The 22595-nt window shown below is 69.9% G+C and carries 22 protein-coding genes; 11 read left to right on the top strand and 11 right to left on the bottom strand.

Annotation, left to right across the window (positions count from 1 at the left end):
• The first annotated feature begins 8 nt into the window (after positions 1–8).
• The 3 genes from QSK32_RS13845 (at position 9) to QSK32_RS13835 (ending at position 2526) form a co-directional block, all read left to right on the top strand.
• Complete coding sequence (locus QSK32_RS13845) at positions 9–965, top strand: VldE C-terminal domain-containing protein (RefSeq protein ID WP_285472129.1); 957 nt, start codon at positions 9–11, stop codon at positions 963–965.
• Positions 966–1037: 72 nt separating this feature from the next.
• On the top strand, positions 1038–1496 hold the full coding sequence (locus QSK32_RS13840) for a hypothetical protein (protein WP_285472128.1): 459 nt from the start codon (positions 1038–1040) through the stop codon (positions 1494–1496).
• Between the two features lie 34 nt (positions 1497–1530).
• Positions 1531–2526, top strand: coding sequence for a MinD/ParA family ATP-binding protein (locus tag QSK32_RS13835; protein WP_285472127.1), 996 nt, complete (start codon positions 1531–1533; stop codon positions 2524–2526).
• 8 nt (positions 2527–2534) lie between these two features.
• On the opposite strand, the gene QSK32_RS13830 is transcribed toward QSK32_RS13835, so the two are convergent.
• From QSK32_RS13830 to QSK32_RS13790, 9 genes are all read right to left on the bottom strand, one after another.
• On the bottom strand, positions 2535–4274 hold the full coding sequence (locus QSK32_RS13830) for a TraM recognition domain-containing protein (protein ID WP_285472126.1): 1740 nt from the start codon (positions 4272–4274) through the stop codon (positions 2535–2537).
• Complete coding sequence (locus QSK32_RS13825; RefSeq protein ID WP_245673767.1) at positions 4271–5950, bottom strand: putative type IV secretion/conjugal transfer ATPase; 1680 nt, start codon at positions 5948–5950, stop codon at positions 4271–4273. Before QSK32_RS13825 ends, QSK32_RS13830 begins: the two co-directional genes overlap by 4 nt.
• Entirely contained in the window at positions 5947–7440 is a 1494-nt protein-coding gene (locus QSK32_RS13820) for an SCO6880 family protein (protein ID WP_285472125.1), read from the bottom strand. Before QSK32_RS13820 ends, QSK32_RS13825 begins: the two co-directional genes overlap by 4 nt.
• Positions 7441–7467: 27 nt before the next feature.
• Positions 7468–8691, bottom strand: a complete 1224-nt coding sequence (locus QSK32_RS13815; RefSeq protein ID WP_285472124.1) for a hypothetical protein — start codon at positions 8689–8691, stop codon at positions 7468–7470.
• A 1-nt stretch (position 8692) separates the two neighbouring features.
• On the bottom strand, positions 8693–9430 hold the full coding sequence (locus tag QSK32_RS13810; protein ID WP_285472123.1) for a DUF8175 domain-containg protein: 738 nt from the start codon (positions 9428–9430) through the stop codon (positions 8693–8695).
• Between the two features lie 12 nt (positions 9431–9442).
• Complete coding sequence (locus QSK32_RS13805) at positions 9443–9763, bottom strand: hypothetical protein (RefSeq protein ID WP_245673768.1); 321 nt, start codon at positions 9761–9763, stop codon at positions 9443–9445.
• Positions 9764–9789: 26 nt separating this feature from the next.
• Positions 9790–10581: a hypothetical protein gene (locus QSK32_RS13800; RefSeq protein ID WP_285472122.1), complete on the bottom strand. Its 792-nt coding sequence runs from the start codon at positions 10579–10581 to the stop codon at positions 9790–9792.
• Between the two features lie 5 nt (positions 10582–10586).
• Positions 10587–11090, bottom strand: coding sequence for a DUF6668 family protein (locus QSK32_RS13795; protein ID WP_285472121.1), 504 nt, complete (start codon positions 11088–11090; stop codon positions 10587–10589).
• 109 nt (positions 11091–11199) lie between these two features.
• A complete protein-coding gene (locus QSK32_RS13790) occupies positions 11200–11595 on the bottom strand; it encodes a peptidase inhibitor family I36 protein (protein ID WP_083448693.1) in 396 nt (131 codons plus the stop codon).
• A gap of 291 nt (positions 11596–11886) precedes the next feature.
• On the opposite strand from QSK32_RS13790, the gene QSK32_RS13785 reads away from it, so the two are divergent.
• The 4 genes from QSK32_RS13785 to QSK32_RS13770 all read left to right on the top strand — a co-directional run bounded on the left by QSK32_RS13785 (position 11887) and on the right by QSK32_RS13770 (position 16370).
• Positions 11887–13071 carry a BTAD domain-containing putative transcriptional regulator gene (locus QSK32_RS13785; protein WP_169792393.1) on the top strand — a complete coding sequence of 395 codons (1185 nt, stop codon included), beginning with the start codon at positions 11887–11889 and terminating at the stop codon, positions 13069–13071.
• A gap of 92 nt (positions 13072–13163) precedes the next feature.
• Entirely contained in the window at positions 13164–13484 is a 321-nt protein-coding gene (locus tag QSK32_RS13780; RefSeq protein ID WP_052720061.1) for a YbaB/EbfC family nucleoid-associated protein, read from the top strand.
• Between the two features lie 1025 nt (positions 13485–14509).
• Positions 14510–15439, top strand: a complete 930-nt coding sequence (locus QSK32_RS13775) for a hypothetical protein (RefSeq protein WP_285472120.1) — start codon at positions 14510–14512, stop codon at positions 15437–15439.
• Between the two features lie 106 nt (positions 15440–15545).
• On the top strand, positions 15546–16370 hold the full coding sequence (locus QSK32_RS13770) for a hypothetical protein (protein ID WP_285472119.1): 825 nt from the start codon (positions 15546–15548) through the stop codon (positions 16368–16370).
• A 33-nt stretch (positions 16371–16403) separates the two neighbouring features.
• Here QSK32_RS13770 and QSK32_RS13765 read toward each other — a convergent pair whose 3' ends face one another.
• Entirely contained in the window at positions 16404–16850 is a 447-nt protein-coding gene (locus tag QSK32_RS13765) for a cupin domain-containing protein (protein WP_285472118.1), read from the bottom strand.
• 173 nt (positions 16851–17023) lie between these two features.
• Between QSK32_RS13765 and QSK32_RS13760 the strand changes: the two genes are divergently transcribed.
• Entirely contained in the window at positions 17024–18955 is a 1932-nt protein-coding gene (locus QSK32_RS13760; protein WP_285472117.1) for an AfsR/SARP family transcriptional regulator, read from the top strand.
• On the opposite strand, the gene QSK32_RS13755 is transcribed toward QSK32_RS13760, so the two are convergent.
• On the bottom strand, positions 18857–19822 hold the full coding sequence (locus QSK32_RS13755) for an RNA polymerase sigma factor (protein WP_285472116.1): 966 nt from the start codon (positions 19820–19822) through the stop codon (positions 18857–18859). The two genes, QSK32_RS13760 and QSK32_RS13755, sit on opposite strands and share 99 nt — an antisense overlap.
• A gap of 153 nt (positions 19823–19975) precedes the next feature.
• Here QSK32_RS13755 and QSK32_RS13750 point away from each other — a divergent pair, with 153 nt between their 5' ends.
• The 3 genes from QSK32_RS13750 to QSK32_RS13740 all read left to right on the top strand — a co-directional run bounded on the left by QSK32_RS13750 (position 19976) and on the right by QSK32_RS13740 (position 22497).
• Positions 19976–20407, top strand: a complete 432-nt coding sequence (locus QSK32_RS13750; RefSeq protein ID WP_083448764.1) for a peptidase inhibitor family I36 protein — start codon at positions 19976–19978, stop codon at positions 20405–20407.
• Positions 20408–20557: 150 nt separating this feature from the next.
• Positions 20558–20974: a peptidase inhibitor family I36 protein gene (locus tag QSK32_RS13745; RefSeq protein ID WP_083448765.1), complete on the top strand. Its 417-nt coding sequence runs from the start codon at positions 20558–20560 to the stop codon at positions 20972–20974.
• A gap of 578 nt (positions 20975–21552) precedes the next feature.
• Positions 21553–22497 (top strand): NmrA/HSCARG family protein, encoded by a 945-nt coding sequence (locus QSK32_RS13740; protein ID WP_045740244.1) that lies wholly within the window; start codon positions 21553–21555, stop codon positions 22495–22497.
• The last annotated feature ends 98 nt before the right edge of the window (positions 22498–22595 follow it).

Below are 22595 nucleotides of genomic sequence, written 5' to 3'. Positions count from 1 at the left end.
TGATCACCATGGCGGTTCTCGCCGTCCTCGCCCCGATATCGCTGGTGGCCGTGATGCAGTCCGCCGCCCCCGCGGTGACGGTCGGCGCGGCCGACTGCCTGACCCCGGAAGGCACGGCGTGGGTGCTGGACACCGAGCAGAAGGCCAACGCGCAACTGATCATCGACGTCGGCGCGGCACGGTCGATCCCGCCCCGGGGCTGGGCCGTCGCGATCGCCACCGCCGCCCAGGAGAGCGCCCTGAGGGCGGCGCCCGAGCCCGACGGGTTCGGCTCGTCCGGCCTGTTCCAGCAGACACCGCCGGCCTGGGGCACCCGGGCCGAGGTCAACGACAACCGGCACGCCACCGGCTCGTTCTACACGGCGCTCGAGAAGGTCGGCGGCTGGCAGACGATGGACCTCACCGTCGCCGCCCAGACCGTCCAGATCAGCGCGTTCCCCGACGCGTACCGCAAACACACCGCCACCGCGATCGACACGGTCCGCGACCTGGGCGGCCAGGAACTCGACTGCTCCCGGGTCACGCTGGCCAGCGGCATGGCCGAGCCGGCGCCACGCAACCCGGACGGTTCCTGGCCGATCGAGACCTGCGCCGTCCGGCCCGACCCGACGACCGGCGGCGGCTGCCTCACCCCGCGAACCGATCACCTGGTCCGGGTCGCGGCGGCGGCCGGCTATCCCAAGCCGGGCTGCTGGCGGGTCGACAACCACGGCGAACATCCGAAGGGCCGGGCCTGCGACTTCATGATGACCTCCGGCGGGGAGGCCTCCGGCGCGCAGCGGGCGCAGGGCGACGCCATGGCCCAGTGGGCGGTCGCCAACGCCGACCGGCTCGGCCTGATGTACGTGATCTGGTTCCGCCGGATCTGGACGCCGGCCCAGGGCTGGCACGCCTACAACAACCCGTTCGGCGGCAACGACCCGTCCGGCTGGCACACCAACCACGTACACATCTCGGTCTACTGACCGGACGGCCACTTGATTCGCGGGTACGGCCGATCAAGTGGCGGTGAAGACGGCTCCGCCAGCATCGACCGCATGAATCCCCTCAAGCGCGGCGTTCTCCTCGGTCTCGCGGGCGTCCTGGGCGCCACCACGATCGTGGCTGTCGGACTGGCCGGCGGCGGGAGCGCCGCCCCGGCCGCGACGAAGTGCACGCCGAACCCCGGCACGTACGCGATGGAGGTCTGCGCGACCGGCACCTTCACCGGCAAGCTGGTCGCCAGTGGGGCGGCGTCCGGCACCGTGACGGCCGCCCCGGGGACAGCGAACACGTTGCGCTCCTTCGCGTCCATGGCGCCGATCAGCGGGGTCGCGGTCGTGACGTTCTACAACGCCGACAACAACCCAGGTGCTCGGCTCGGCCTCGTGGGAGCCCTCGAAGCGAGGGATCTGCATCGCCCTCGGCGGCACGACGGCCAGCCCCACGTCGATCGCCTGCTGACCGTCGTCGTGAACCGCGACCACCGGGGCTTCGTCTCACCTGCGAGACCGTGAACGACGTGCGAGGACGGGAAGGGTTCGGAGCGACATGACACTGCGTGCGGCGGAGCTGTTCCCCAATGCTCAGCGGGCGCGGCACTACGGTGCCCCGCCACCCGGCCCGGAACGGGGTCCCGTCCCGTTGCAGCCGCCACCCTCGGTGCTGACGATGCCCGACGGCAGGGTGATCCCTCTGCTCTGGGACGGCGAGTCCAGGAGCGAGACGGATCCGGCTTCCGCTGACCCGCTCCCGCCCGACACGGAGACCGGCGGCGGGACTGACACCGAGACCGAAACCGGCACCGAGACCGAGGCCGAGACCGAGACAGACAGCGTGGACGAGGCAGACGAGCCCGAGCCCGAGGTCGATCCGGCGGTCCACGTGGCCGGTGTGCGGCGTTCGGTGAGCTACAGCCCGCAGATCATGGTCGCCAATCCGGTGTCCGGGACCGGTAAGACGACGGTCACCGCGGCGCTGGCCGCGACGTTCGGCCGGGTCAGGGAGGTGCCGGTGCTGGCGTGGGAGCTGACCGGCGCGGTGTCCGCCGGTGAGCCGCGGTACGCGCGGGGCGACGGGTACGACGTGCTCGCGTGCGAGGACCTGCTGGCCGTCGGGCTGACCACACCGGACAGTCTGGTCTCGCTCGGCCGGAGGATGGCCGGCGACTACGACGTGCTGGTGATGGACACGGGCGACGACGACACGGCGGCAGGCTGGTCGGCCGCGGCAACCGTCGCGGATCTCGTGGTGGTCGCGGTGACCTCGCGGCCGGAGGCGCTGGCCGCGGGGTTGCGGATCCTGGAGAGCATGCCGGAGCGTTCGGCGGTCGCTGTCGTGTCGTGCACCGCATCGGACACGGATCCGCAGGACGTCGCGTGGATGGTCGAGCAGCTTCGGCCGTACACGAGTGAGGTTGTGGTCATCGGTTTTGATCCTGTGCTTTCCGGGGCTGAGGCGGTCCGCTACGACCGCCTCAGCAGCTCCACCCGGCAGGCCTTCCTGGCGCTCGCCGCTACTGTCATGGACTTTCTTCCGGCCGACTGACGACGCCGTCAGCGCGTCCAGGCCGCGGCGGCGCGGCGGGTGATGGCGTCGACCTCCTCCTTCGCCGCCTGCGAGATGGGCGCGGCGTCCGGCTCCTTGTACCAGGGGCGCAGGCGGATCAGCGCCGGACGCACACCGGTGGCCAGGAGTAGCGCCGTACCTTTGGGAAGGGCTCTGATCTTGTCGGCGGGGAGGATGTGCTCCTGCCGGTAGGAGACCGAGTGTGAGGTGCCGTCGCGGCTTCGCGAGCGGCTCTTGGTCGCCACGTCGTGCTGGCCGACGAGCCTCGAGACCTTCTCGACGAAGTCGGCGTCGTCGAGGCCGGCGCCGAGCAGTTTGACGGTGGCGGCGCTCCAGAGCGCGTCCATTCCCGCGTCGCCCCACACCCGGGCTCCCTGTCGGTAGCTCTGCAGCAGGGTGACGACGTTGATGCCGCGGGATCCGAGGTGGCTGTACAGATCGGGCAGGTCGCTGATGCGGCAGACGTTCGCTGCTTCGTCGAGGACCGCGGTCATCGGCGGGTCCAGGCGGCCGCCCATGCGTTCGGCGGCGACCACGCCGGCGCGCAGGGTCATGTCGGCGAGGCCGGCGATCACTCCGGCCGCGGATCCGCCGCCGTCCTTGGAGAGCAGGTAGAGCGTGTCGCGGCTGACGACGTGGTCGGCGGGGATGAACTCGGGGAGCCGCGGGTCCCGGCTGACCCAGGCGAGGATCGCCGGGTCCAGCAGACACGCGACGCACTGCCGGGCCGTCTCGTAGATGCCGTCCCGGGTCTCGACCGCGCCGCGTACCGTGCCCTGCAGTTGTTCCGCCATGGCGGGCATGCCGATGTCGCGGAGGATGTCGATCGGGGTCCGGTCGGCCGGATCGGCCAGCCAGCCCAGCAGGTCTTCGACGGATCGCCCGCCACGGCAGGCGGCCATGAAGAGCGCGGTGAGGGTGTTCTGCGCCGCCGAGATCCAGAAGTCCTTCTTCGCCGCGTCGTCGTTGACCGAGCTGACGAAGTGGCCGGCCAGGCGGCGGGCGCCCTCGATGGTGTCGCAGCTGGCGAGCATGTCCCACCACATCTCGCGGGGGCTGTGCGCGATGCCCTGCGGGTCGAAGGTCCAGACCCGGCCGACCTTCACCCGTTCCTGCCGGGTGACGGTGAAGACGTCCGACTTGTTGGAGGTCAGCAGCACCGCCCCCCTCGCGCGCAGCAGCCGCGGGATGGCGATCCCGGTCGACTTGCCGGCGCGCGGGGCCATCAGGTCGAGTTCCACGTCCTCGAACGAGGAGCGCAGTTCCGGCCCGTTCGGTTCGAGATCGCCCAGCAGGTTGCCGATCTCGTCGGGGGCGGGATTGCGGATCCCCTTCAGCGAGGGGCGCAGGTCCCGGGCCCGGGCCGCCGCCTGTTCGGGCAGCATGCCGGCCAGGTCGCGCCGCGAGGCGAGCCCGTTCGTCGTCGAGCCCCCCTTCTTGCGGAACTTGGCCGCCAGGAGGACGGCCGGGGTCACGAGCACGATGAAGAGCACTGCCGCCCCGCCGTACACCACCGAGGGCGCAGACCCCGGCCAGAGCGCGGAGACATCACCGACGAGCAGATTCCGGTACGTGCCGCCGGTGAAGGACGGTGGATGCCACCCGTGCCCGGTGAGCGCGGCGGCGACGGTGCCGCCGAGCCACAGGATGCCGAAGAGGGCGAGGTTGGCCGCGGCGAACCCGGGGATCAGCCAGGCCATCGAGTCGCCGCCGCCGTTCCTGCTCACGAGGCGTCCAGAGTGTTTCCGGCGGTCAGGTCGGCCTGGGCGTCCTGGCGGGCGGTCTGGATGCCGTCGGCCACGCCGTTGGCGACCCACCGGGTGTTGGTGTCGTGCAGGTGCCGCTCGATGTCGGTGATGGCGACGTGGATCGGGATGCCGGGGCGACCGCCGACCTTGATCAGGAACCGGCCGCGGCCGGGCGGCTCCTCGTTCTCGCCGTTGTGCGACCAGCCGGGCGGTGACGACCACGAGGAGACCAGGTCGATCTCCCGGCGTGACATCCCCACGACCTTGCCCAGCTCCTCCATCTCGGTTCGCGGCAGGCCCGCGCAGACCACCATGCCGGCGCGTTCCACGAAGCCCCGGGCCTTCGCCTTGTCGGACTCGCTGCCGAGCGCCTCGGCGTCCTTGAGCGTGTGGGTGATCTTCGAGTCGGCCAGGCCCAGCGACCTGTTCAGGCGGGTCAGGGCGTCGATCCGGTCGACGATGCCGGAGGCCGCCCGGAGCGGGCGCCACAGCTCGTCGAGCACGGTGAAGAACCACCGCCGCGGGGTCAGGCCGGCGTCCGCGAGCGCGTGCGACGCCGCCACCGTGCCGAGCCCGTCGGACCAGGCGGCCAGCATCGCCGCGGCGGTGAGCTGGCTGTCGGACTCACCGATGCGGGAGATGTCGATGCAGACGGCGGTCGCGTCCGGGTTGATGTGGGTGGACGTCTCCGAGGCGAAGGTGTCACCGAGCGGGCCGTCCAGGATGCCCAGCAGCGACCGGTGCAGGGGGTCGACGGCGTCGCGGTAGCGCGACTCCTCACCGCGGTCGAGGGTGAACTGGCGTACCTCGTCGGGGCCCTCCTGCAGGACCGCGAGCAGGTCGCCGAGATGGGCGGTCGTGCCGGCCGGGTGGCGTTGGTGGAGGTGGCGCAGGCAGACGGAGAGCACCGACTGCTCGTGGTCGGTGATCGACTGTCCCCGGACGACGCTGAGCAGGGCCGCGACCATGTTGAGCACCCGGCCGTGCGTCTCGGCGGTGAGCATCTCCCCGGCCCGGCCCCCGATCCGGGTGGCGGCGGCGCCCATCGCGCCCGGGTCCAGCACGTTCAGGCCGCCCATGCCGCGGCCGATCGAGATGACCTGGCCGCCGAGGGCCCGTACGGTGTCCGCGTAGTCGGGTTTGAGGTCGCCCAGGACCAGGGGCACCACGCCCTGGGCGGACAGGCCGATGAGCATCCGGTTGATCAGCGTCGACTTGCCGAGGCCGGGCATGCCCAGCATGAACAGCGACGGGTTGGAGATGTAGCGGGCCCGGGTGAACCAGTTGAGCGGGTCGCCGCACACCGTCGCCCCGGTGGACAGGTGCTGGCCCAGCGGCACGCCGATGGTCGGCGCGCCCGACCCGGAGGCGAAGGGCCAGAGGCCGCACGCCTGGACGGTGGTGGCACGCCACATCGCCGGCGGGTCCATCGGCGCGACCCGGCCACCACCCGCGGCGTAGGAGCCCCGGGTGGGGACGCTGTCGTCCCGGTTCCGCCGGGCGGCGTAGATACGGCGCCGCCGTTCGGCCTCGTCCAGCCGGTGCTGCTGCCGGGCCTGCTTGCGCAGCGCGCGGGGGCTCTGATCGCCCAACTCGTCCGGTTCGAGGTGCTGTTCGCCGAGGGAAGGGAGCCCGAGGCTGTCCAGCGCGGTCACAGCGCCTCCTGAAGTTCACGCGGGATGAGTGTCTGTTCCCAGGGCAGCAGGCCGACCGGCAGCGCACAGGTGAAGGCGGCGGCGTGCATCCGGTCGGCGGGCCGCATGGCCAGGCGGGAGGCGCCCAGCAGGTTACGCATGGTCGCGTTGACGTCCGGGATGTCCGCCGTCGAGTCCACTGTGACCGTGACGATCATGGAGAACTCCACGAGGCCGGCGCCGGAGGCCTCTTCGGCCGCGGTCTGTTCGGCGGCCGCGACCGCGGTCGCCGCCCGGGCTCGCACCGGACCTTGCGAGGAGTTGGCCAGGAACTGGGCCGATCGCCGGTCGCTCTCGACGATCTTGGCGGAGGTTGCCGGGTCGATCGGCCGGTAGAACAGGGCGACCCGCTTGCGCCGGATGCTCGGCGAGGGGTCGAGCAATGACCGCAGCACGCTGGACCGGACCGTTCCCCGCGGGGCGAGAGTGAGCAGCCAGCTCCGGGACACTCCGGAGTCGTGGTGGTACGCGCCGACCGTCTCGACCGCCGCTGCCGGCCCGGCATCCGCCCACTCCAGGCCGGTGGCGCCGTACTGGGCCCGGATGTCGAGGACGTCGGCGGCGACGGCGGGGTCGTAGGCCACCCGGACGACCTCGGCGATGCGTCCCGCGGACAGCGGGGCCGCGGCGCCGCCACCCGCGTTGACCAGCCCGTTGACCAGTCCCGGGATGCGCAGGGCGAGCTCGGTCAGGATCTCGTCGGGGTCCCGGCGTGCCGAACCCCGCAGGCCGTACGTGAGGGTGACGTAGGTGTTCATCTCGGAGGACGCCTCGGGATAGCGCTCGACGACCTCCTCCATCACCCGGCGGGCCGCGGCCGGCGCATCCGGGGAGATGCGGGTGAACACCTCGTTGGCGAGCCGGGTCCCCGGGTCGGGTGCGGTCTCCACGATCACCGAGGCGCCGCGCAGGTCCGGTTCGTGTGCGAGCCGTGCCAGCCAATCGCCCCACTGGGCCACCCAGACGTCGACCTGGTCCTCGTCGACGAGCGAACCGCCGTCCGGCTCGCAGCTGAGCACCACCGTGTAGAGGTCGCGGTGGCGGTGGTGCAGGACACCGAAGGGACGACCGTACGGATCGGTGCCCTCGGTCATCGTGACCCGGCTGAGCATGCCCGGCGGCCGGAACCGACCGCCCGGACGGGCGGACAACGGCCCGGAGGCGTAGGCGGTGCTCCGGTTCGCTTTGCGGCGCGACCATCCGGCGCGTACCGCAAGAAGGTTGTAGATGTTGCGTCCGTCCTGGGTGCGGATGGCGAGGGGGCCGACGAAGGCGGCCACGAAGAACGCCATCACCACGGCCGCGGAGAGGGAGAACATGGACGCGAGCAGGATCAGCACCAGCCCGCCGAACACACCCACCGTGCCGACCAGGCCGAACGAGCCCAGTCCCGCTTTCCGCGGCCGGCTCCAGTTGCCGTAGGTCCGCGTTCTGATGATCTCGGTACTCACGTCTTCCGTTCTCCTGCCGGTGTGTGGCTAGTTGTCGGCGCCGTCGTGGCTGCCGGGCAACGCGCTGCGCGCGATGTTCGAGCCGTGCGCGACGGCGGCATTGGCCTTGTTCGCCGCGGAGGCCGCCAGCCCCGCGACCGTCGCGACACCACCGACCGCTCCGAGCGCGGTGCGCCCGGCGGTCGCCAGCCTCGACCGCGCCGGGCTGCCCGCGGTGGAAGCGCCCCGCGCACCACCGGCGCCTGATGCCCCGGCGGCACCCGACGATGCCGCTGCGGAAGGACCGGCCGCCCCGGCCGCGCCGGTCGCTCCCCGGCCGCCGCCGGCGGCGGCTCCGCGGCCCATGCCGGCGAGCTTCCCGCCGGCCGTCGCGACCGCACCGGTGGCCGCGGCCCCGGCGCTGAGCACCGACCTGGTCGGGTCACCCGAGCCGAGGGCCGCCATCGCGGGCACGATGAGCCGCAGCAGCGCCGGGAGTGCCACGGCGGAGAGCAACAGGACGCCGCACCCGGCGATCTTCTGCTGGGTGGCGCTGGTGCCGGTTGCGGCGATCATGGTGGTGCCGGCGTACAGCACGAGACCCACCGCCGGTTTGTACGCGAGCCAGGCGACCATCCACGCGATGTGCTTGCGCCACCACGAGGAGCCCCACTCGGTCATCGAGGCGGAGGCGGCGAGCGGCAGCGTGCCGAACAGCAGCGTCATCACGCCGAGCCGCAGGTAGAGCAGGATGATGTGGATGACGCCGGAGATCAGCAGCAGCAGGCCGATGATGATCAGAAGAAACGTCGCGATGCCGCTGTTGCCGCAGCTGGCGATCGATTTGAGCTGTGCCTTGACGCCCGCCTCGTACAGGTGCGAGGTGTAGTGGTCGGAGAGGGTGGCCAACTCGACCAGCACGAACGATCCGGCGCCGGCGACCAGGACGACCCGCAGGATGCCCTTGAGCGCCGTCATGCCGGCCTGACCCCGCCGTTCCAGGGCCATCCGGCCGGCGGCGAACAACAGCGAGGCCACGGCGATCAGCAGGACCAGCCAGTTGATCTGGAACCCGATCTTCTCGTTGAGCTCCGCCGAGTTCGGCGCCAGGGTCGGTACCTTGTCCGCGGCGTCCTCGAACAGGTTGGCCGCCGCGGTCATGATGGCGGTGGCGATCTTCGCGAGGATGCCGTCGATGCCCGAGTCGAAGAACTCCATGACCCCGGACAGGGTGCCGAAGTACACCGCGTCTCCGGTGGCGCACTGTGCCATCTCACACCTTCCACATGATGAAACCGTCGAGTCCGGAGACCGGTGAGATCGGCGTGTGCAGGTCACCGGAGGCGAGCGCGCTGATCTTCCAGTCGCCGCCGGACCAGGCGACCGTGTAGTCCGTGGCGGCCTGGACCTGCGCCGACCTGATCAGCACCCGTACCGTGGCGATCTCCGGGGAGTAGGCGAGCAGCATGAATCCGGCCAGGAGCCCGCCGCCGTACTTCACCGGCGAGTCCGGGACCGACGAGCGCATCGCCACGAAGATGTCCCGTCCCGGGCCGTCGACCACCTGCTGATCGACGACGGCCGCCCACGAGTCGCCGCTCATCTGCCGGGGGATGACGTTCGCCGCCATGACGGCGCCCATCGGGGTGTGCGCGAAGCACCATTGGATCGGGCTGCTGGTCATCGTCGGGCCGGCCGAGGCGGACAACGGGACCGGCGCCCCATTCAGCTGGCTCCAGGTGACGTCGCCAGGGGGACGCACCGGGGTGCTCTGGCTCGAGTCGTCGGTGGCGCAACCCTCGGGACGCGAACCCGGCGCCGCATCGATGCGGACCGTTGCGCCAGCAGGCCCCGCGGCCGCCGGTGCGGCGTCGCCGGTGCCGGCGCCCAGCGCCACGACCGTGCCGCCGCCGATCACCGCGACCGCGACGAACGCGGCCGAGAGCTGCCAGCCCATCTGCTGCCAGAACGGCTGCTCCTCGGCGTCGCGTGATTCCCTGCCCCTGAACATCGCCGGCATCGGTTACTTGGCGGCGTTGAAGTCGAAGACGAACTGGACGATGGGGCCGGCGACCGCGACGAGGATGCAGCCACCGAGAACCATGCCCAGCCGGCTCATGTGCTCGGACGTCTCGCCGCGGCGGTGCGAGATGGCCATCACCGTGCCGGTGATCAGAACTCCGGCCACCCCGGCGGCCGTGCCCGCCCAGGCGATCAGGTTGAGACCCAGCTTGACCATGTTGATCAGAGCGTCGGGCGCGTTGCCGCCCGCGTCGGGCTGGGGGACCGCGGCGAGCCGGATCGCCCTGAACAGGACGTCGGCCATATTCGTGGAAAAGGACATCATTGACTCCGATCGGAATGGGGTGGCTACCAGAGAGGAATGGCGAGGAAGGCGACGATCGGGCCCGCGGACATCGCGAGGAAGCAGGAGATCGCCACGATCAGGATTTCCTGCCGGATCTCCGCCATCGAGCCCGGTACGCCCCGCCTGACCTGCAGCGCGAGCTGCATACCGATGACGATCAGGCCGGCGACGCCCGCCGCCGAAATGCACCAGGCCAGCAGGTTCAGAAGATTCAGCTGGGACGGGAGGCCGTTGCTCCCTTTCGCCTGGGACGGATCGTAGGTGGGGATGGTAGGCGGCGGAACCGGATCCGCCGTCACCGCCTTGAAACTGTCACAGACGAGTTTCGCCGCCTGCACCGTGCCGGACAGGGAGCATTCCTGGGCGCCTGTCACATCGACGTCCCGCTTGATCGGGCCGTGGAGGACGTGCAGATACATGACGAGGTGGTCGCCGGGGGTGTACGGAACCGAGAAATGGTGCTGCTGGCCCGCCAGCATGCCGCCGTGGCAGGGGCCGTCCTTGCTGCCCTGCGCGGCCGTCGTGTCACTGCCGACGCACGTCTTGATGGTGTACGCGCCGTGGTTCTCGAGATGAACCTTCCAGATCCCCGAGCCGGGACCCTGCCATCCCATGCCACCCGGCGCGGCGGCGGTGAGCGACGTCGTGGCGGTGGCAGTCGGCGCGGGCGCCGGTTCCGTGGTCGGCGCCGGCGCGGGATTCGTGGTCGGCAAGGGCTCCGCCAGGGCGTACGCGGGACTCATCCCCGTGAACCACACGATGACCAGGACGAGAACGGCGCTCACGAGCTTCATCGGCTTCACTGCGCGACGCCGAGTTCCCGGAGCTGCCGGTCGAGCAGGTCCACCTGCCTCGGCAGCCGGCGGGGCTGCTCGCCCAGCCGCCACTCGGTGATCCACGGAATCCGCTGCACCGGCGCGACGGAACGCAGCACGCGTACCCGGTTGAGGAGGGCGCGCGGCAGCGAGCCGGGCGCGTCGGCCACCAGGACCAGCGCGACGAGCTCCATTCCGGACGGATGCCGTCCCTCGCGCATCGCGTTCAACGTCTGCGATGCCGCCTGCAAACCACTGGCATGGGTACGCGCCACCAGGAACACCCGGGCCGGCTCGGCCCGGTCCGGGTCGGGCCAGCGGCAGCCCAGGTCGGCGCCGCCGAGCAGCCCGGCGAGCGTGCTGACACCGGCCCCACCGTGTGCCCCGATCCAGCCGGTGCCGTCCGGCGTGAGCCTGCCGACCGGCGCCGTCGCGGCGGGGTTCCTGCCTACCAGGCTCACCGTCCTGCGCCGTAGATCAACGCTCATCTCACTTCCCCGTCCTGGCCTTCGCGGAAAATCCCCTCTGACAACGGCGCGGATCCGAAACGGTTCACGAGGATCTGGCGGCCGGCGTGAGCCGAGGGTCCGGGCAAATCTATTTGCCGTAGACGATGATCGATGACATGGAGTTGTCCGGAATGCAGTAGCCCTGACCGTCCAGCTCACGGGTGTATCCCACGTTGATCCAGTACACCCCTCCTTGGGCGTTGAAGTCCGTGTAGATCCACGCGGTGTGATCGGTTTTGTTGATGATGGACGACGCGTTGTCGTTGACGGGCGTGCCGTCGGCGAAATGCCAGTTGCTGGTGAAGTTCCACGTGCCGGTCTTGACGATGAGCACGCTGCCCCTGAGATTGTGCTCGGCGTAGATGCAGACCTCGCCGTCCTGGCAGATATAGGCTGCTTGCGCGGCGGATTCCAGCCCGAACAGGCTCGCCGAAATCGCCAGCACGGAGCTGAGCGCAGTGCGCAGTAAGATGTTTGTCTTCATGGAGGCAATTCCGTTCCGGTCAAGTGTCGGCAGCCCGCCGCCGATGGAGCCTAGAAAGTAATTCGAGGCTCTTGACCATCACTTGATGAGAACTGGATCCCGGTCCACAGCCGGTCAACCCCGCGCGATTACGTTTCCCGCCACGGTGGCTCCTCGACGACCACCCGCCGTAACGGCCCGATGAGGAAGCAGACGAGGCGGGAGCCCCCACAGCATGAGAGACCTCAGCGCGGGGCCCATGACCGTCGCGGCCGGGTGCGTCCGGTGATGGGACCGGCCCTGAGGATGCGCGTGCTCGGACCCCTGCGGGTCTGGCGCGGCGACACCGAACTCGATCTGGGACCACGCCAGCAGCGATGTCTGCTGGCACTCCTCCTCGTCCGTGACGGCCAGCCCGTCGGCGTCACCGAACTCGTCAGCCAGATCTGGGGGAGCGACCCTCCCGCCACCGCCGTCAACACCATCCACAAGGGTGTCGGATCGCTGCGGCGGATACTCGAGCCGGGAATCCCGCCCCGGTCATCCGGGTCGTACCTGTGCCGGCACGGCTCCGGATACCGGTTCGTGGCGACGGCGGAGACACTCGACCTGGCCGCGTTCCGGCGCCTGGTTGCCGAGGCCGAGAGCGACCCCGGGGTTGCGCTCGACCGCTACCTCGAAGCGCTCCGGTTGTGGCGTGGGCAGACCGGCGATCTGGTGTCGAGCAGCGCCGTCGCCACGGCGGTGTTCGCTCGCGTCGACGGGGAGATGCTCGACGTCGCCGTCCGCGCCGCCGGGATCGCGATGCGCCTCGGCCGCGCGTCCGAGGTTCTTGTTCCGCTGCGTACGGCCGCGGGGATCGGCCGTTTCCATGAGCCGGTCCATGCGAGCCTCGTCGCGGTGCTCGCCGCCACGGGACATCGGGCTGAGGCCGTGGCCCATCGCCGGGAGGTGAGCGAGCGGCTCCGTGGGGAACTCGGTATCAGCCCCGGGCCGGCGCTACGGGAGGTCCACCGGAGGATGTCGGACCGTGCCGGTCCCCTTCTGCAGGCGCTCGTCGAAGGGTTGCGGGAGAGTTCACGTATCGGCGCCATGGTGATCGCGGTCGACGGCCGGCCCGGAGTGGGCAAGTCGGCGATCGTGCGACAGTTCGCCCATCAGTCAGCCGGGGATTTCCCGGACGGCCGGCTCTACGTCGACCTGCGCGGCGACGCCGGCCTTCCGGCCATCGACGCTCTACGTTCTCTCGTACGCGAACTCGGCGGCCGGGCGATCGCGGAACGGGAGACGATGGACAGCCTGATCGAGCGGTACCGGGTGCTGACCGTCGGAAAACGGCTGCTGGTCGTGCTGGACAGCGTCGCGGACTGGTCGCAGGCCCGGCACCTGATGCCGCACTCGGCGGAGAGCCTGGTACTGCTCACGAGCCGGGAGCCGCTGACCGGGCCGGACGCACCGAGAGGCGTCTGCCGCCTGCCGTTACCGGCGTACTTCTGAACAGCCCTTCCAGTGGCCGTCAACAATCCGCGGCTACCCTTCGTTCGTCCGCACATACCGTGACATGGCTGCAAGCAATGGGGAGGACAGCGATGGCGATCAGACGGATACGCTCGACCGAGCAGGTCGAGCAGTTGCTCCTGCACTCCCCGGACATCGAACTGCAGATGAGCCAGGACTGTGCGGACCTGGAGATCGAAACCGTCAGCGCCCAGTCGACCGACGGCACCGTGACCGTCACCGTGGGCGGGATGGGAAAGATTCATGCGGTACGCGTGGATCCCGCGGCTCTCGAGACCGGAGACCAGGCCGCATTGGAGTCGGCCGTCGCCGAGGCGTTGTCCGCGGCTGCCGGGCTCGCCTCGGACCTGGCGTCGTCACGGATCGGCCCGACGCGGGTCGCTCTCCACTGAGCATTGTCGTCCTGCGCGGCCGTCTTCGACATGCTGCTCGGCCGTACCCCCGTTGTTCGAAGGCCTCGCTACGGTTGGCGTTTCCTTCGACGGGTCCGGAACGGAACGGTGGCCGCTGCGTCCCGGCGTGATAAGGACGTCGTTCACTGCCGGTGTCTACCGTTGGTGTCTCCTGACGGCCTGGGAACAGATCCCCCTGCCATGAACCCTCGCGAACATTCTTCCGTTGTCTGATGGACGAGCCGATGCGGAGAGCATTCGGCCTCAGTTCCGGTGGAAGCTCTATCGGGGAGGGAAGTCGTGCCGTACGACCTGCAGAGCCTGGAATGTTCCTTCGGTAGCCAGGGAGGGGAACCGCCGCACTTTGCTCCGAAATCATTTTTCGCCGCGCCGATCCTGCCCTGCGCCAGTAATGCCGGTACGTCGCTGCAGAAGTCAGGGAAAGAGGTCGGGTGATGAGTTCTTCGGAAACTTCAGGAGCGGGTCAGCGGGCACCTTCGCAGGCGTCATCGGTCAGGTCTCAGCCGCAGATGGCGCCGGCGGTGCCGTATCGGTCGGAGCTTTTGGGTGCGTTGGGCACCGATGGGGTACTGCCTGTCCCGGGTGCGAGTTCGGTGCCTTCGCAGGCGTCATCGGTCAGGCCTCAGCCGCGGATGGCGCCGGCGGTGCCGTATCGGTCGGAGCTTTTGGGTGCGTTGGGCACCGATGGGGTACTGCCTGTCCCGGGTGCGAGTTCGGTGCCTTCGCAGGCGTCATCGGTCAGGCCTCAGCCGCGGATGGCGCCGGCGGTGCCGTATCGGTCGGAGCTTTTGGGTGCGTTGGGCACCGATGGGGTACTGCCTGTCCCGGGTGCGAGTTCGGTGCCTTCGGCCGGCGGATGGAGGCAGCCGTCATTCGCGGCGCCGCAGAACATGCAGTATGCCCCTGCCGTCTCAGCGGGACCGCAGATGATTGGCCACCTGCCGGGCGGATCCGGGCATCCTGCACCGACTACGAACCTCGCCCCCGACATGGGGCCGAGGCCGATGAAGACAAAGACCCAGGAGACCGACCGATTCTGGGCGGAGCACATTGCGGATTACGTCCGGAAGCATCAGTCCGGAGAATTGCGGAACCTGGAACAGTATGCGGTTTCGCAAGAAGACGTCAATGCAAGGACCATGTCGAATATTGTCAGTGGAAGGTTCCGGCCGGAAATTTTCAACAGCCTCGGCGCGCGCGAGCAGCATTACATCCTCGATCGCCTTGTCCTTCCTTCTGTGGCGATAGAAATGCGCGGAGTCTTGGCGGTGAAGCCGCGCCCGCAGCCTACTTCTTTGGCTGCGGTAGCAGCGCCGATGAGCGGCACGGATGCGTTTTGGCGGCATCATATCCTTGCGTTCATCGGACAGCGTCAGAGTGGGCAAGTAAGCGGTTTGAAGGAGTATGCTTCCACTAAAGCAGGTGTTGCCTACTCAACCATGCAGAATGTTATCAGTGGAACCACTCGAAAAGGCGTGTTCAACGACCTCGGTGCGGATGACCAGCATTACATTCTCGAACATCTGGTAACTGCCGAAACGGCGCGAGGAATGAGATCCCGACTGGCAATCAAACCGCGTCCGGAGGCTCCTGCAGGGAGATCTCCGTCTTACCCTTCTGGTCCGTCGGTTGCCGGGCCGTCCGGCTCGCAGATCGCGCCCGGGGGAGTCGGTGGCGCATGGGCGGGCTATGTTCCGCAGGAACAGGCGAGGGCTGAGTGGGGTGCGGGTTCTGGGCCTTCCGCGATGCCGGGCACCTCATATGGTTCGCAGTCTCAGGCTGCGATGTTGCGTTCCGCTGCCGGCCCGATTCCGCCCGCTGATCCCGGTCATGGATCCAGCGGGTACGGCCAGCACGGGTACGGCCAGCACGGGTACGGCCAGCACGGGTACGGCCAGCACGGTGGTCAGCAAAGTCATGGGCGCGGTAATTGAGGCTGAAACAGCTGTAGCCGACGGCGCAGGTCGGACCGGCATGCCGGGTGAGGGCGACGCCCGTGGGGGAGCGTGCCGCTGGCGCCGTGGCGTGACAATGATGGGCATGGATTTCCTACTGGACGTCGCCGACCGGATGATGGGTGAACTTCGCCGACGCTATCCGTGGGTGCTGTTCGGGGTGGCCATGGCGCTGTGGCTGCCGGTGCTGGTCTTTCTGACCCTGCTGATGCACGCCACCGGGTGGTGGCCGTTGGTGGTGCTGGTCAGCGTGCCTACGACAGTGCTGGCTGTCTCCGTCGCGGTGTGGGGGCTGCGGGATACGTGGACGACGGTGTGGGTGGTCGGGACCGGCGCGATCGTGCTGCTGTCCGGGCCGGCCCCGCAGTGGTGGAATCCGCCGGACGACTGGCATGCCACGGCCATCACGATCGGCGCGTTCCTGTACGCGCAGGTCTACTTCGGCCTACTGGGCGTGCTTCACCATTTCTGGACGCTGCGTCACCCTGAGGTCGGGGCGGAAGCGGAGGCTGGCGAGCGGTTCCGGATGCGCCGGATGCTGCAGGTGCGGCTGGCGCTGGCCACCCTGGTCGTGGTCTTCGGCGCGACCAGCGGCAAGACCGACGATTATCCGCGGGTGATGCCGATGGGGTTCCTCTTCGGGCTCGTCACCCTTCCGATGCTGGTGGCCCTGTGGTTCCGGGTGCGCCCGCTGGCGTGGGTGTCGGCTGCTCTGATCGTCGCCGCCCTGGTGCCGAATCTGCTCCTCGCCCCGGATGAGGGGTCGCTGCAACGGATGCTGATCGAGTACGGGTGGGCCCAGGCGGTCGCGATCTATTTGTGGATCAAGGCGGCCCGGGTCTGGTACTGGCCGGACGCCTTGATCCGTGAAATCAGGGACGAGAGCGGAGGCCGGCGGACCGCCTGGTGAGGACCGGAAACCGGCGCCGGGTGGGCGGACCGTTCACTGGAAGTCGCAGCCCGGGTTCGGGGCGTCGACGGACAGGGCTGAACCGGCCGGCAGGACGTAGAGGACGTCGAGGATGATCGGGACGTCGCCGTGGTTCACGCCGATGTGGACGTTGTCGGCGCCGGCGGGCTCCTGGATGACGCTGCCCTGGGGGTAGACGCCGTCGGACTCGCAGGTGGCGTCGAAGTGGCTCAGTGTGCCCTGCTTCACCCGGCCGTACAGCGGGCCGAGGTGGCTGTGCCAGCCGGTGGCCTGGCCCGGCGGGATGGTGATCTCGCGCAGGATGTAGTCGGTGCCGTGCACGGTGCGCTGCGAGAGGATCACGCCGCTGACGCCCGGTCCCGCGGGAGTGGCCAGGGCGGGCGTACCGGTGGTGAGCAGGGCGGCGACGGCGGCGATCGCGGTGATCCCGGCCCCGGAGGCGGTTCGTTTCGTGGGCAAGTGAGGGTCCCTTCCTCGTTGTGTCCATCCAAGGCTACGAATGCGCTCTTACCGGGGACTGAACGTCTCTGAAGTTTTCTCGTCGCGGATCGAACTTTCGGCTCGCGGGGCGCATCCGGTGTTCGGTGCGTTCGTCCGGGCGCCGGCCGTGAACGAGGAGACGCGAGGGGTCGATGGCAGTGCCGAACAAGAGGGAGCTCGGCGACGGGGTCCACCTGCAGGTTCTCGGCCCGCTGCGGGTGTGGCGGGCGGGCGTCGAACTCGACGCCGGCCCGCGCCAGCAGCGCTGCCTGCTGGCCCTGCTGATGGCGCGGGAGGGCCGCCCGATCAGCACGGCCGACCTGATCGCGCTGATCTGGGGGCCGGACGCGCCGGCCAGCGCGGTCAACGTCATCCACAAGTACGTCGGGGCGCTGCGCCGGCTGCTCGAACCCGGTCTGCCGGCGCGGGTCTCCGGGGCGCACATCGTCCGGCACGGCCCCGGATACCGGTTCACGGCGGGGTCGGCGGAACTCGACCTGGTCACGTTCCGGCGCCTGGTCGCCGCGGCGCAGACCAGCGTGCGCCGGGACCTGCCCGGTGAGGCGCTCGACCGGTACGTCCGTGCGCTGCGGCGCTGCCAGGGCAACGCCGGTGAGGCGCTGGCCGACGGCACCGCGGCCACGGCGGTGTTCACCGGTGTGGACGGCGAGTTCTTCGATGCGGTGGTCGGCGCGGCCGCGCTCGCCGTCCGGCTCCGCCGTCCGGCCGAGGTGCTCGCGCCGCTGCGGCTGGCGGCCCGGATGAGCCGGTTGAACGAGCCGGTGCACGCCTGGCTGATCACCACGCTGGCCGCCCTGGGGCACCAGGCCGAGGCGCTCATGGTCTACCAGGCCATTCGTGACCGTCTCGTCGAGGAATTGGGCATCGACCCCGGAACCGACCTGCGGGAGGCCCACCGCCGGGTGCTCACCCGGGTCGTGCCGGCGGCGGTGGCGCCGGCACGACCCGCGCGGCCGGTCCCGTACGTCCGTCCCGCGCAGCTGCCGCCGGACCTGCCGCTGTTCGCCGGCCGCGCGGACGAGACGGCGGCGCTGACGGCCCTGGCCGGCGCGCACGGCCGCGCGGCCGGGCGGCGGGCCGGCCCGCTGGTGATCGCGCTTCATGGGATGCCCGGGGTGGGCAAGTCGACGCTCGCCGTGCACTTCGCCCACCGGGTCGCGGCCCGGTTCCCGGACGGGCAGCTCTACCTCGACCTGCGGGGCGACCAGGACGAGGAGAGCCGCCCGGTCGGCGAGGCACTGCGACCTCTCCTGTACGCCCTGGGCATGCCGGCCGCGAACGTCCCGGACACCCCCGACGCGGGTTCCGGGATGTACCGCAGCCTCACCGCGGGCAAGCGTTTCCTGATTCTGCTGGACAACGTCCGGGACGTCGCTCAGGTGCGCCGCCTGCTGCCCGGCTCCGCGGAGAGCCTCGTCCTGGTCACGAGCCGCGGACCGCTGACCGATCTGGCCACGTTCGACGGCGCCCGCCTGATGCGGGTCGACGTTCCCGGCCGGGCCGCGGCCCGGGAACTGCTCGGCCGGCGTCTCGCCGCGGCGGCGGCCGGCGTCGCGGTGGACCCGGCCGTGGCCGACGAGATCGTCGAGCGGTGCGGGCGGTTGCCGCTGGCCCTGGCGGTGCTGGCGGCACGCCTCTGTGCCCGGCCGGCCCTGTCGGTGAGCACGGTGCTCGCCGAGCTGCGCGACGACGCCGGTCCGCTGCGGGCGTTCGAAGGCGGCCGTGGCGTCCACGATCCGCGTACCGCGTTCTCCTGGTCCTACCGGCGGTTGAGCCCGGACGCGGCCCGGCTCTTCCGGCTGCTGGCGGCGGGGGCGGGACGGGGCCCGCGCCGCGGCGGCGCCGACCTGGCCGAATTGGTGGCGTCGTCACTGGTGGCCGAGGATGCGGCCGGGCACATCTCGATGCATGTGCTCGTCCGGGCGTACGCGAAAGAGCTGGTGAAAGGGGTTGATCTGGTCATGTCACGTGGTGTAGCTGAACCGGCATTCGGTCACCCGGCCCTGGTCCTCGCGGAGCAGCCAGACGGCGGACGGCGGCTTGTCGACCCCCTCCTGGTGTGAGCGAAGGTCCGCGGACCAGTCCGGCGGGTAGAGGAAGTCAGCCGACCAGACGGTGATCCCGGGCCCGGCGACCACCTCGGTCAGCCGGTAGGTGAGGCCGTGTTCGAGGTCGAGGCGGAACACCTGGAACAGATAGTCCAGATCGGTGTTGAGCCCGTCCGGCCAGAGGAAACGCGCGTCGTCCGCCCAGCGCTGGTGGACCAGCGGCAGTGACACGGCGTTGCGGGGCGCCGTGAGGATCTCGGCGGCCTCCTCGCGGCGCCGGACGGTGAGCGCCGCGACATCGTCGTGGTCGGCGTCGCGTACCCGGGGGAGCGCGGCGGTGAGCTGGCGCCGGGCCTCGCTGAGACGGCTGCGCACGGTGCCGACCGGCGTCCCACAGGCCAGAGCGATCTCCTCGTACGTGTTGCGCGCCGTGAAGTACCGGAGCATCGCGACCAGCCGGGTGGCCGGGGTGAGCTGCCCGATGGCGTGCCAGACCCAGTCGCGCTGGGCGCTGCGCTCGACGACGGCGGCCGGGTCGTCGGTGTCCGGGGCGGGCAGGTGTTCCCCGGCGACCCCGACCGGGATCGGCCGACGGGCCCGCAGCATCATCTTGCAGTTGTTCCGCACGATCCGGTGCAGCCAGGCCCGGGCTGCCGCCGGGTCGCGCAGCTCGCCGATCCGGGTGAGTGCGGTGATCGCCGCGTCCTGGCAGGCGTCCTCGCCCTCCGGTCCGGGGCCGAGGATCCGGACGGCGACCGCCCGCATGCCGGCGTAGTGCCGCGCGTACAGCATCGCGAAGCTCTCGGCGTCGCCGTGCTGCGCGGCCACGACCAGGTCGGTGTCGCCGATCGCGCCGCCGGCTCCGAGGTTGCGTAACAGCATGGCGCGGATGCTAGTCCGGCCCCGCACGTCCGGCCCGGCCGCTCGGCGCTACGGGAACGGCGGTGAGATGGCCGTTCAGTGGAAATCAAGAAGGCGTTCTTACGGTCGGGATCGACGGCCGCGATGGGTGGCCGGTGGGAAGGTCTGTGATCCATGAAGTCTGTTCGCCGCGCTGCGGTGTTCCTGTCCTCCCTGGTGGTCGCCTCGACGGCGACCGTGTTCGCGGCGTCGGCCGCCCAGGCGGCCGCCACTTGTTACGACGGGGAGTTGTGCATCTATCAGACCCACGACTACACCGGGTCGGTCTACAAGGTTCCGAAGCGCCCGGACGGACGGCACCCCTGTGACCTCGACTTCCGGGACAACACCCTGTACAACGGGCAGAGCCTCGACAATCGGGCGTCCTCGATCAAGAACAACACGCACAACTCCCTGCAGCTGTACGTGGATCCCGAGCCGGTGCAGAGCACGCCCGCGACGTACATCCTGGCTTCGGAGCAGAGCGTCGCCGATCTGAGCAACGTCCCGGCGTCCGGGCCGTTTCCGCGCATGAACATCGACAACCAGCTGTCCGCCATCTGCTGACTCGTGGCCGGTGCCGCTGGACGAGTTCGGTGGGATCTGTTCGTCGGCGGCCTGGCGATCAATTGCAGATCAAGTCGAAGGCATTACCTTTCCCCCGGGTTTCCTGCTGGAGGAATACCCGAAGGTGGAACTTGGGGAGAAAGGGAGACGATGAAGAAGCGCAGAATCCTTCATGCGATTCTCGGTACGGCCGCGGCCGTGGTGGGCACGCTGGCCGTTCTGCCGGCACCCGCGCAGGCGGCGTGGAAGTGCCAGGAAGGATGGGTCTGCCTGTATCGTAACGATGCTGCCAGGGGCACAGTGGCCGTCCTCGGAGCACTCAACCCGAGAAGCGGCGGTTTTCTCGGCGCGGTGTCGGATTTTCGCGTTTACCGGTACACCAACGGCATGGACCTGAACGACTCCATCACGTCGGTCGTGAACAACACGGACAAGGCGCTGTACCTCTACGAGAACAGCAGCTACAACCGTTACGTCCCCGGTCGGAATTTCCGGATTGATCCGCACACCATCGGATACTTCACCCCGGAAAACGACAACGTGGTCTCGTCCGCCGTCCTGGCGTAACCCGAGCCTCGGTCCGGCCGCCACCCGGGGAGCTGATCGTCGGGGACTCGATCATGCAGGGTCCTCCGGGGGCTACACCTGGCGTCGGATCCGGGTCGCGAGGGCCGGTGCTCCGGGGCGGTCGGAGCACCGGCTCGACCGGCGAACCACCATGCACATCGGCACGACATGGGCGCCCGTCGTGCCGCCGCGATGATGGTCCCGCCGGTGTTCGCGGCCTGAGCCGCGTCGCCGCATCCCGGCGGATCGATGGCGTGACACTCGTGGTCGGGTCCTGTTCCCGGCGCCGCCGTGGCCCGCCTGGCCATGGTCCAGCAGGCCGCCACGGCCTGGCTCGTCTAGGAGTCGGCCGGCGCTGCCGGCATCGGGCAGGGGTGCCGGCCGGTCCCTTCGGCGGCCGTAGTGCCAGGGCGGAGCGCGGACGGTCGAGGTCGCGGATGCGGGCGTCGATCTTGTCGAGTCTGCCGGCGAAGTGATCGGCAGCACATGTATTTCAGATTTGAAATAGAGTGAGTGGGGGTGCGGTTGTGGCGGACGTGCGATCCACACAGGACCGCGAAGATCGAGGAGTGGTTCCCATGGCTAGCAAGACGATCGCTGTTGTCGGCGCCACCGGTGCTCAGGGCAGCGGTGTGGTGCGGGCCGTCCTGGCCGCCGGCGGAGACGAGTTCACGGTACGGGCGCTGACCCGGGACGTGACCTCGGCCAAGGCCCGTGAGCTGGCCGAACTCGGCGCCGACGTGGTGGCCGGCGACTACTCCGATCCGGAGGGCCTGGCCGAGGCGTTCGCCGGCGCGGACGGGGCGTTCCTGGTCACCGACTTCTGGACCCACATGGATCCGGAGAAGGAACAGGAGTACGTCCGCAACCTGATCGACGCGGTGCAGAAGGCCGGCGTACGACACGTCGTCTGGTCGACCCTGGAGGACACCCGGGAACTGATCCCGGTCGACGACCCGCGGATGCCGACACTGCTGGGCCGGTACAAGGTGCCGCACTTCGACGCGAAAGCCGAAGCGGACGAGTTCTTCCGGGCGGCCGGCGTGCCGACCACGTTCCTGCGCACCACCTTCTACTACGAGAACCTGGCCGACGCGCTGGCCCCGGCCCGCGACGAGACCGGCCGGCTGGTCCTGACCATCCCGATGGGCGACGCACCGCTGGCGGGGATCGCATCCGGTGACATCGGCCGGGTGGCGCTGTCGATCTTCCGGGGTGGGGACGCGTACATCGGCCGTACCGTGAGCATCGCCGGTGACGTCCTGACCGGCACCGAGATCGCCGCGGCACTGGGCGAAGCCCTGGGCGAGCCGGTCGAGTACCGGCCGGTCACCCACGACCAGTTCCGGGCCTTCGGCTTCCCGGGCGCCGACGAGTACGGCAACATGCTGCAGTACTACACCGACTTCGCCGACGAGTTCACCGGCCCGCGTGACCCGGCCCGGGTCCGCGAGCTGACCCCGGAGGTCCAGTCGCTGCGCGAGTGGCTGGCCACCGGGTACCGCCTGCCGACCGCCGCCTGACACATCAGCAGAAACCGAGGGGACGCGACCGGCGGTCGCGTCCCCTCGGCCGTCCCCGGTGGCGGTCGTCGTCGGCCAGGCCGATCCGTCGTTACCTT

This window comes from Actinoplanes sp. NBRC 101535, assembly GCF_030269225.1.
Lineage (GTDB): Bacteria > Actinomycetota > Actinomycetes > Mycobacteriales > Micromonosporaceae > Actinoplanes > Actinoplanes rectilineatus.
Note: the sequence above shows the minus strand (reverse complement) of the source record. Positions and strands in the feature narration are given on the sequence as shown.

Excerpts from the sequence above, each read along its gene's own strand:
- QSK32_RS13760 (WP_285472117.1), top strand. The coding sequence starts at position 17,024 with ATGGCAGTGCCGAACAAGAGGGAGCTCGGCGACGGGGTCCACCTGCAG.
- QSK32_RS13835 (WP_285472127.1), top strand. The coding sequence starts at position 1,531 with ATGACACTGCGTGCGGCGGAGCTGTTCCCCAATGCTCAGCGGGCGCGG.
- QSK32_RS13845 (WP_285472129.1), top strand. The coding sequence starts at position 9 with ATGGCGGTTCTCGCCGTCCTCGCCCCGATATCGCTGGTGGCCGTGATG.
- QSK32_RS13755 (WP_285472116.1), bottom strand. The coding sequence starts at position 19,822 with ATGCTGTTACGCAACCTCGGAGCCGGCGGCGCGATCGGCGACACCGAC.
- QSK32_RS13840 (WP_285472128.1), top strand. The coding sequence starts at position 1,038 with ATGAATCCCCTCAAGCGCGGCGTTCTCCTCGGTCTCGCGGGCGTCCTG.
- QSK32_RS13795 (WP_285472121.1), bottom strand. The coding sequence starts at position 11,090 with ATGAGCGTTGATCTACGGCGCAGGACGGTGAGCCTGGTAGGCAGGAAC.
- QSK32_RS13800 (WP_285472122.1), bottom strand. The coding sequence starts at position 10,581 with ATGAAGCTCGTGAGCGCCGTTCTCGTCCTGGTCATCGTGTGGTTCACG.
- QSK32_RS13810 (WP_285472123.1), bottom strand. The coding sequence starts at position 9,430 with ATGTTCAGGGGCAGGGAATCACGCGACGCCGAGGAGCAGCCGTTCTGG.
- QSK32_RS13815 (WP_285472124.1), bottom strand. The coding sequence starts at position 8,691 with ATGGCACAGTGCGCCACCGGAGACGCGGTGTACTTCGGCACCCTGTCC.
- QSK32_RS13805 (WP_245673768.1), bottom strand. The coding sequence starts at position 9,763 with ATGTCCTTTTCCACGAATATGGCCGACGTCCTGTTCAGGGCGATCCGG.
- QSK32_RS13740 (WP_045740244.1), top strand. The coding sequence starts at position 21,553 with ATGGCTAGCAAGACGATCGCTGTTGTCGGCGCCACCGGTGCTCAGGGC.
- QSK32_RS13780 (WP_052720061.1), top strand. The coding sequence starts at position 13,164 with ATGGCGATCAGACGGATACGCTCGACCGAGCAGGTCGAGCAGTTGCTC.
- QSK32_RS13745 (WP_083448765.1), top strand. The coding sequence starts at position 20,558 with ATGAAGAAGCGCAGAATCCTTCATGCGATTCTCGGTACGGCCGCGGCC.
- QSK32_RS13790 (WP_083448693.1), bottom strand. The coding sequence starts at position 11,595 with ATGAAGACAAACATCTTACTGCGCACTGCGCTCAGCTCCGTGCTGGCG.
- QSK32_RS13750 (WP_083448764.1), top strand. The coding sequence starts at position 19,976 with ATGAAGTCTGTTCGCCGCGCTGCGGTGTTCCTGTCCTCCCTGGTGGTC.
- QSK32_RS13775 (WP_285472120.1), top strand. The coding sequence starts at position 14,510 with ATGAAGACAAAGACCCAGGAGACCGACCGATTCTGGGCGGAGCACATT.
- QSK32_RS13770 (WP_285472119.1), top strand. The coding sequence starts at position 15,546 with ATGGATTTCCTACTGGACGTCGCCGACCGGATGATGGGTGAACTTCGC.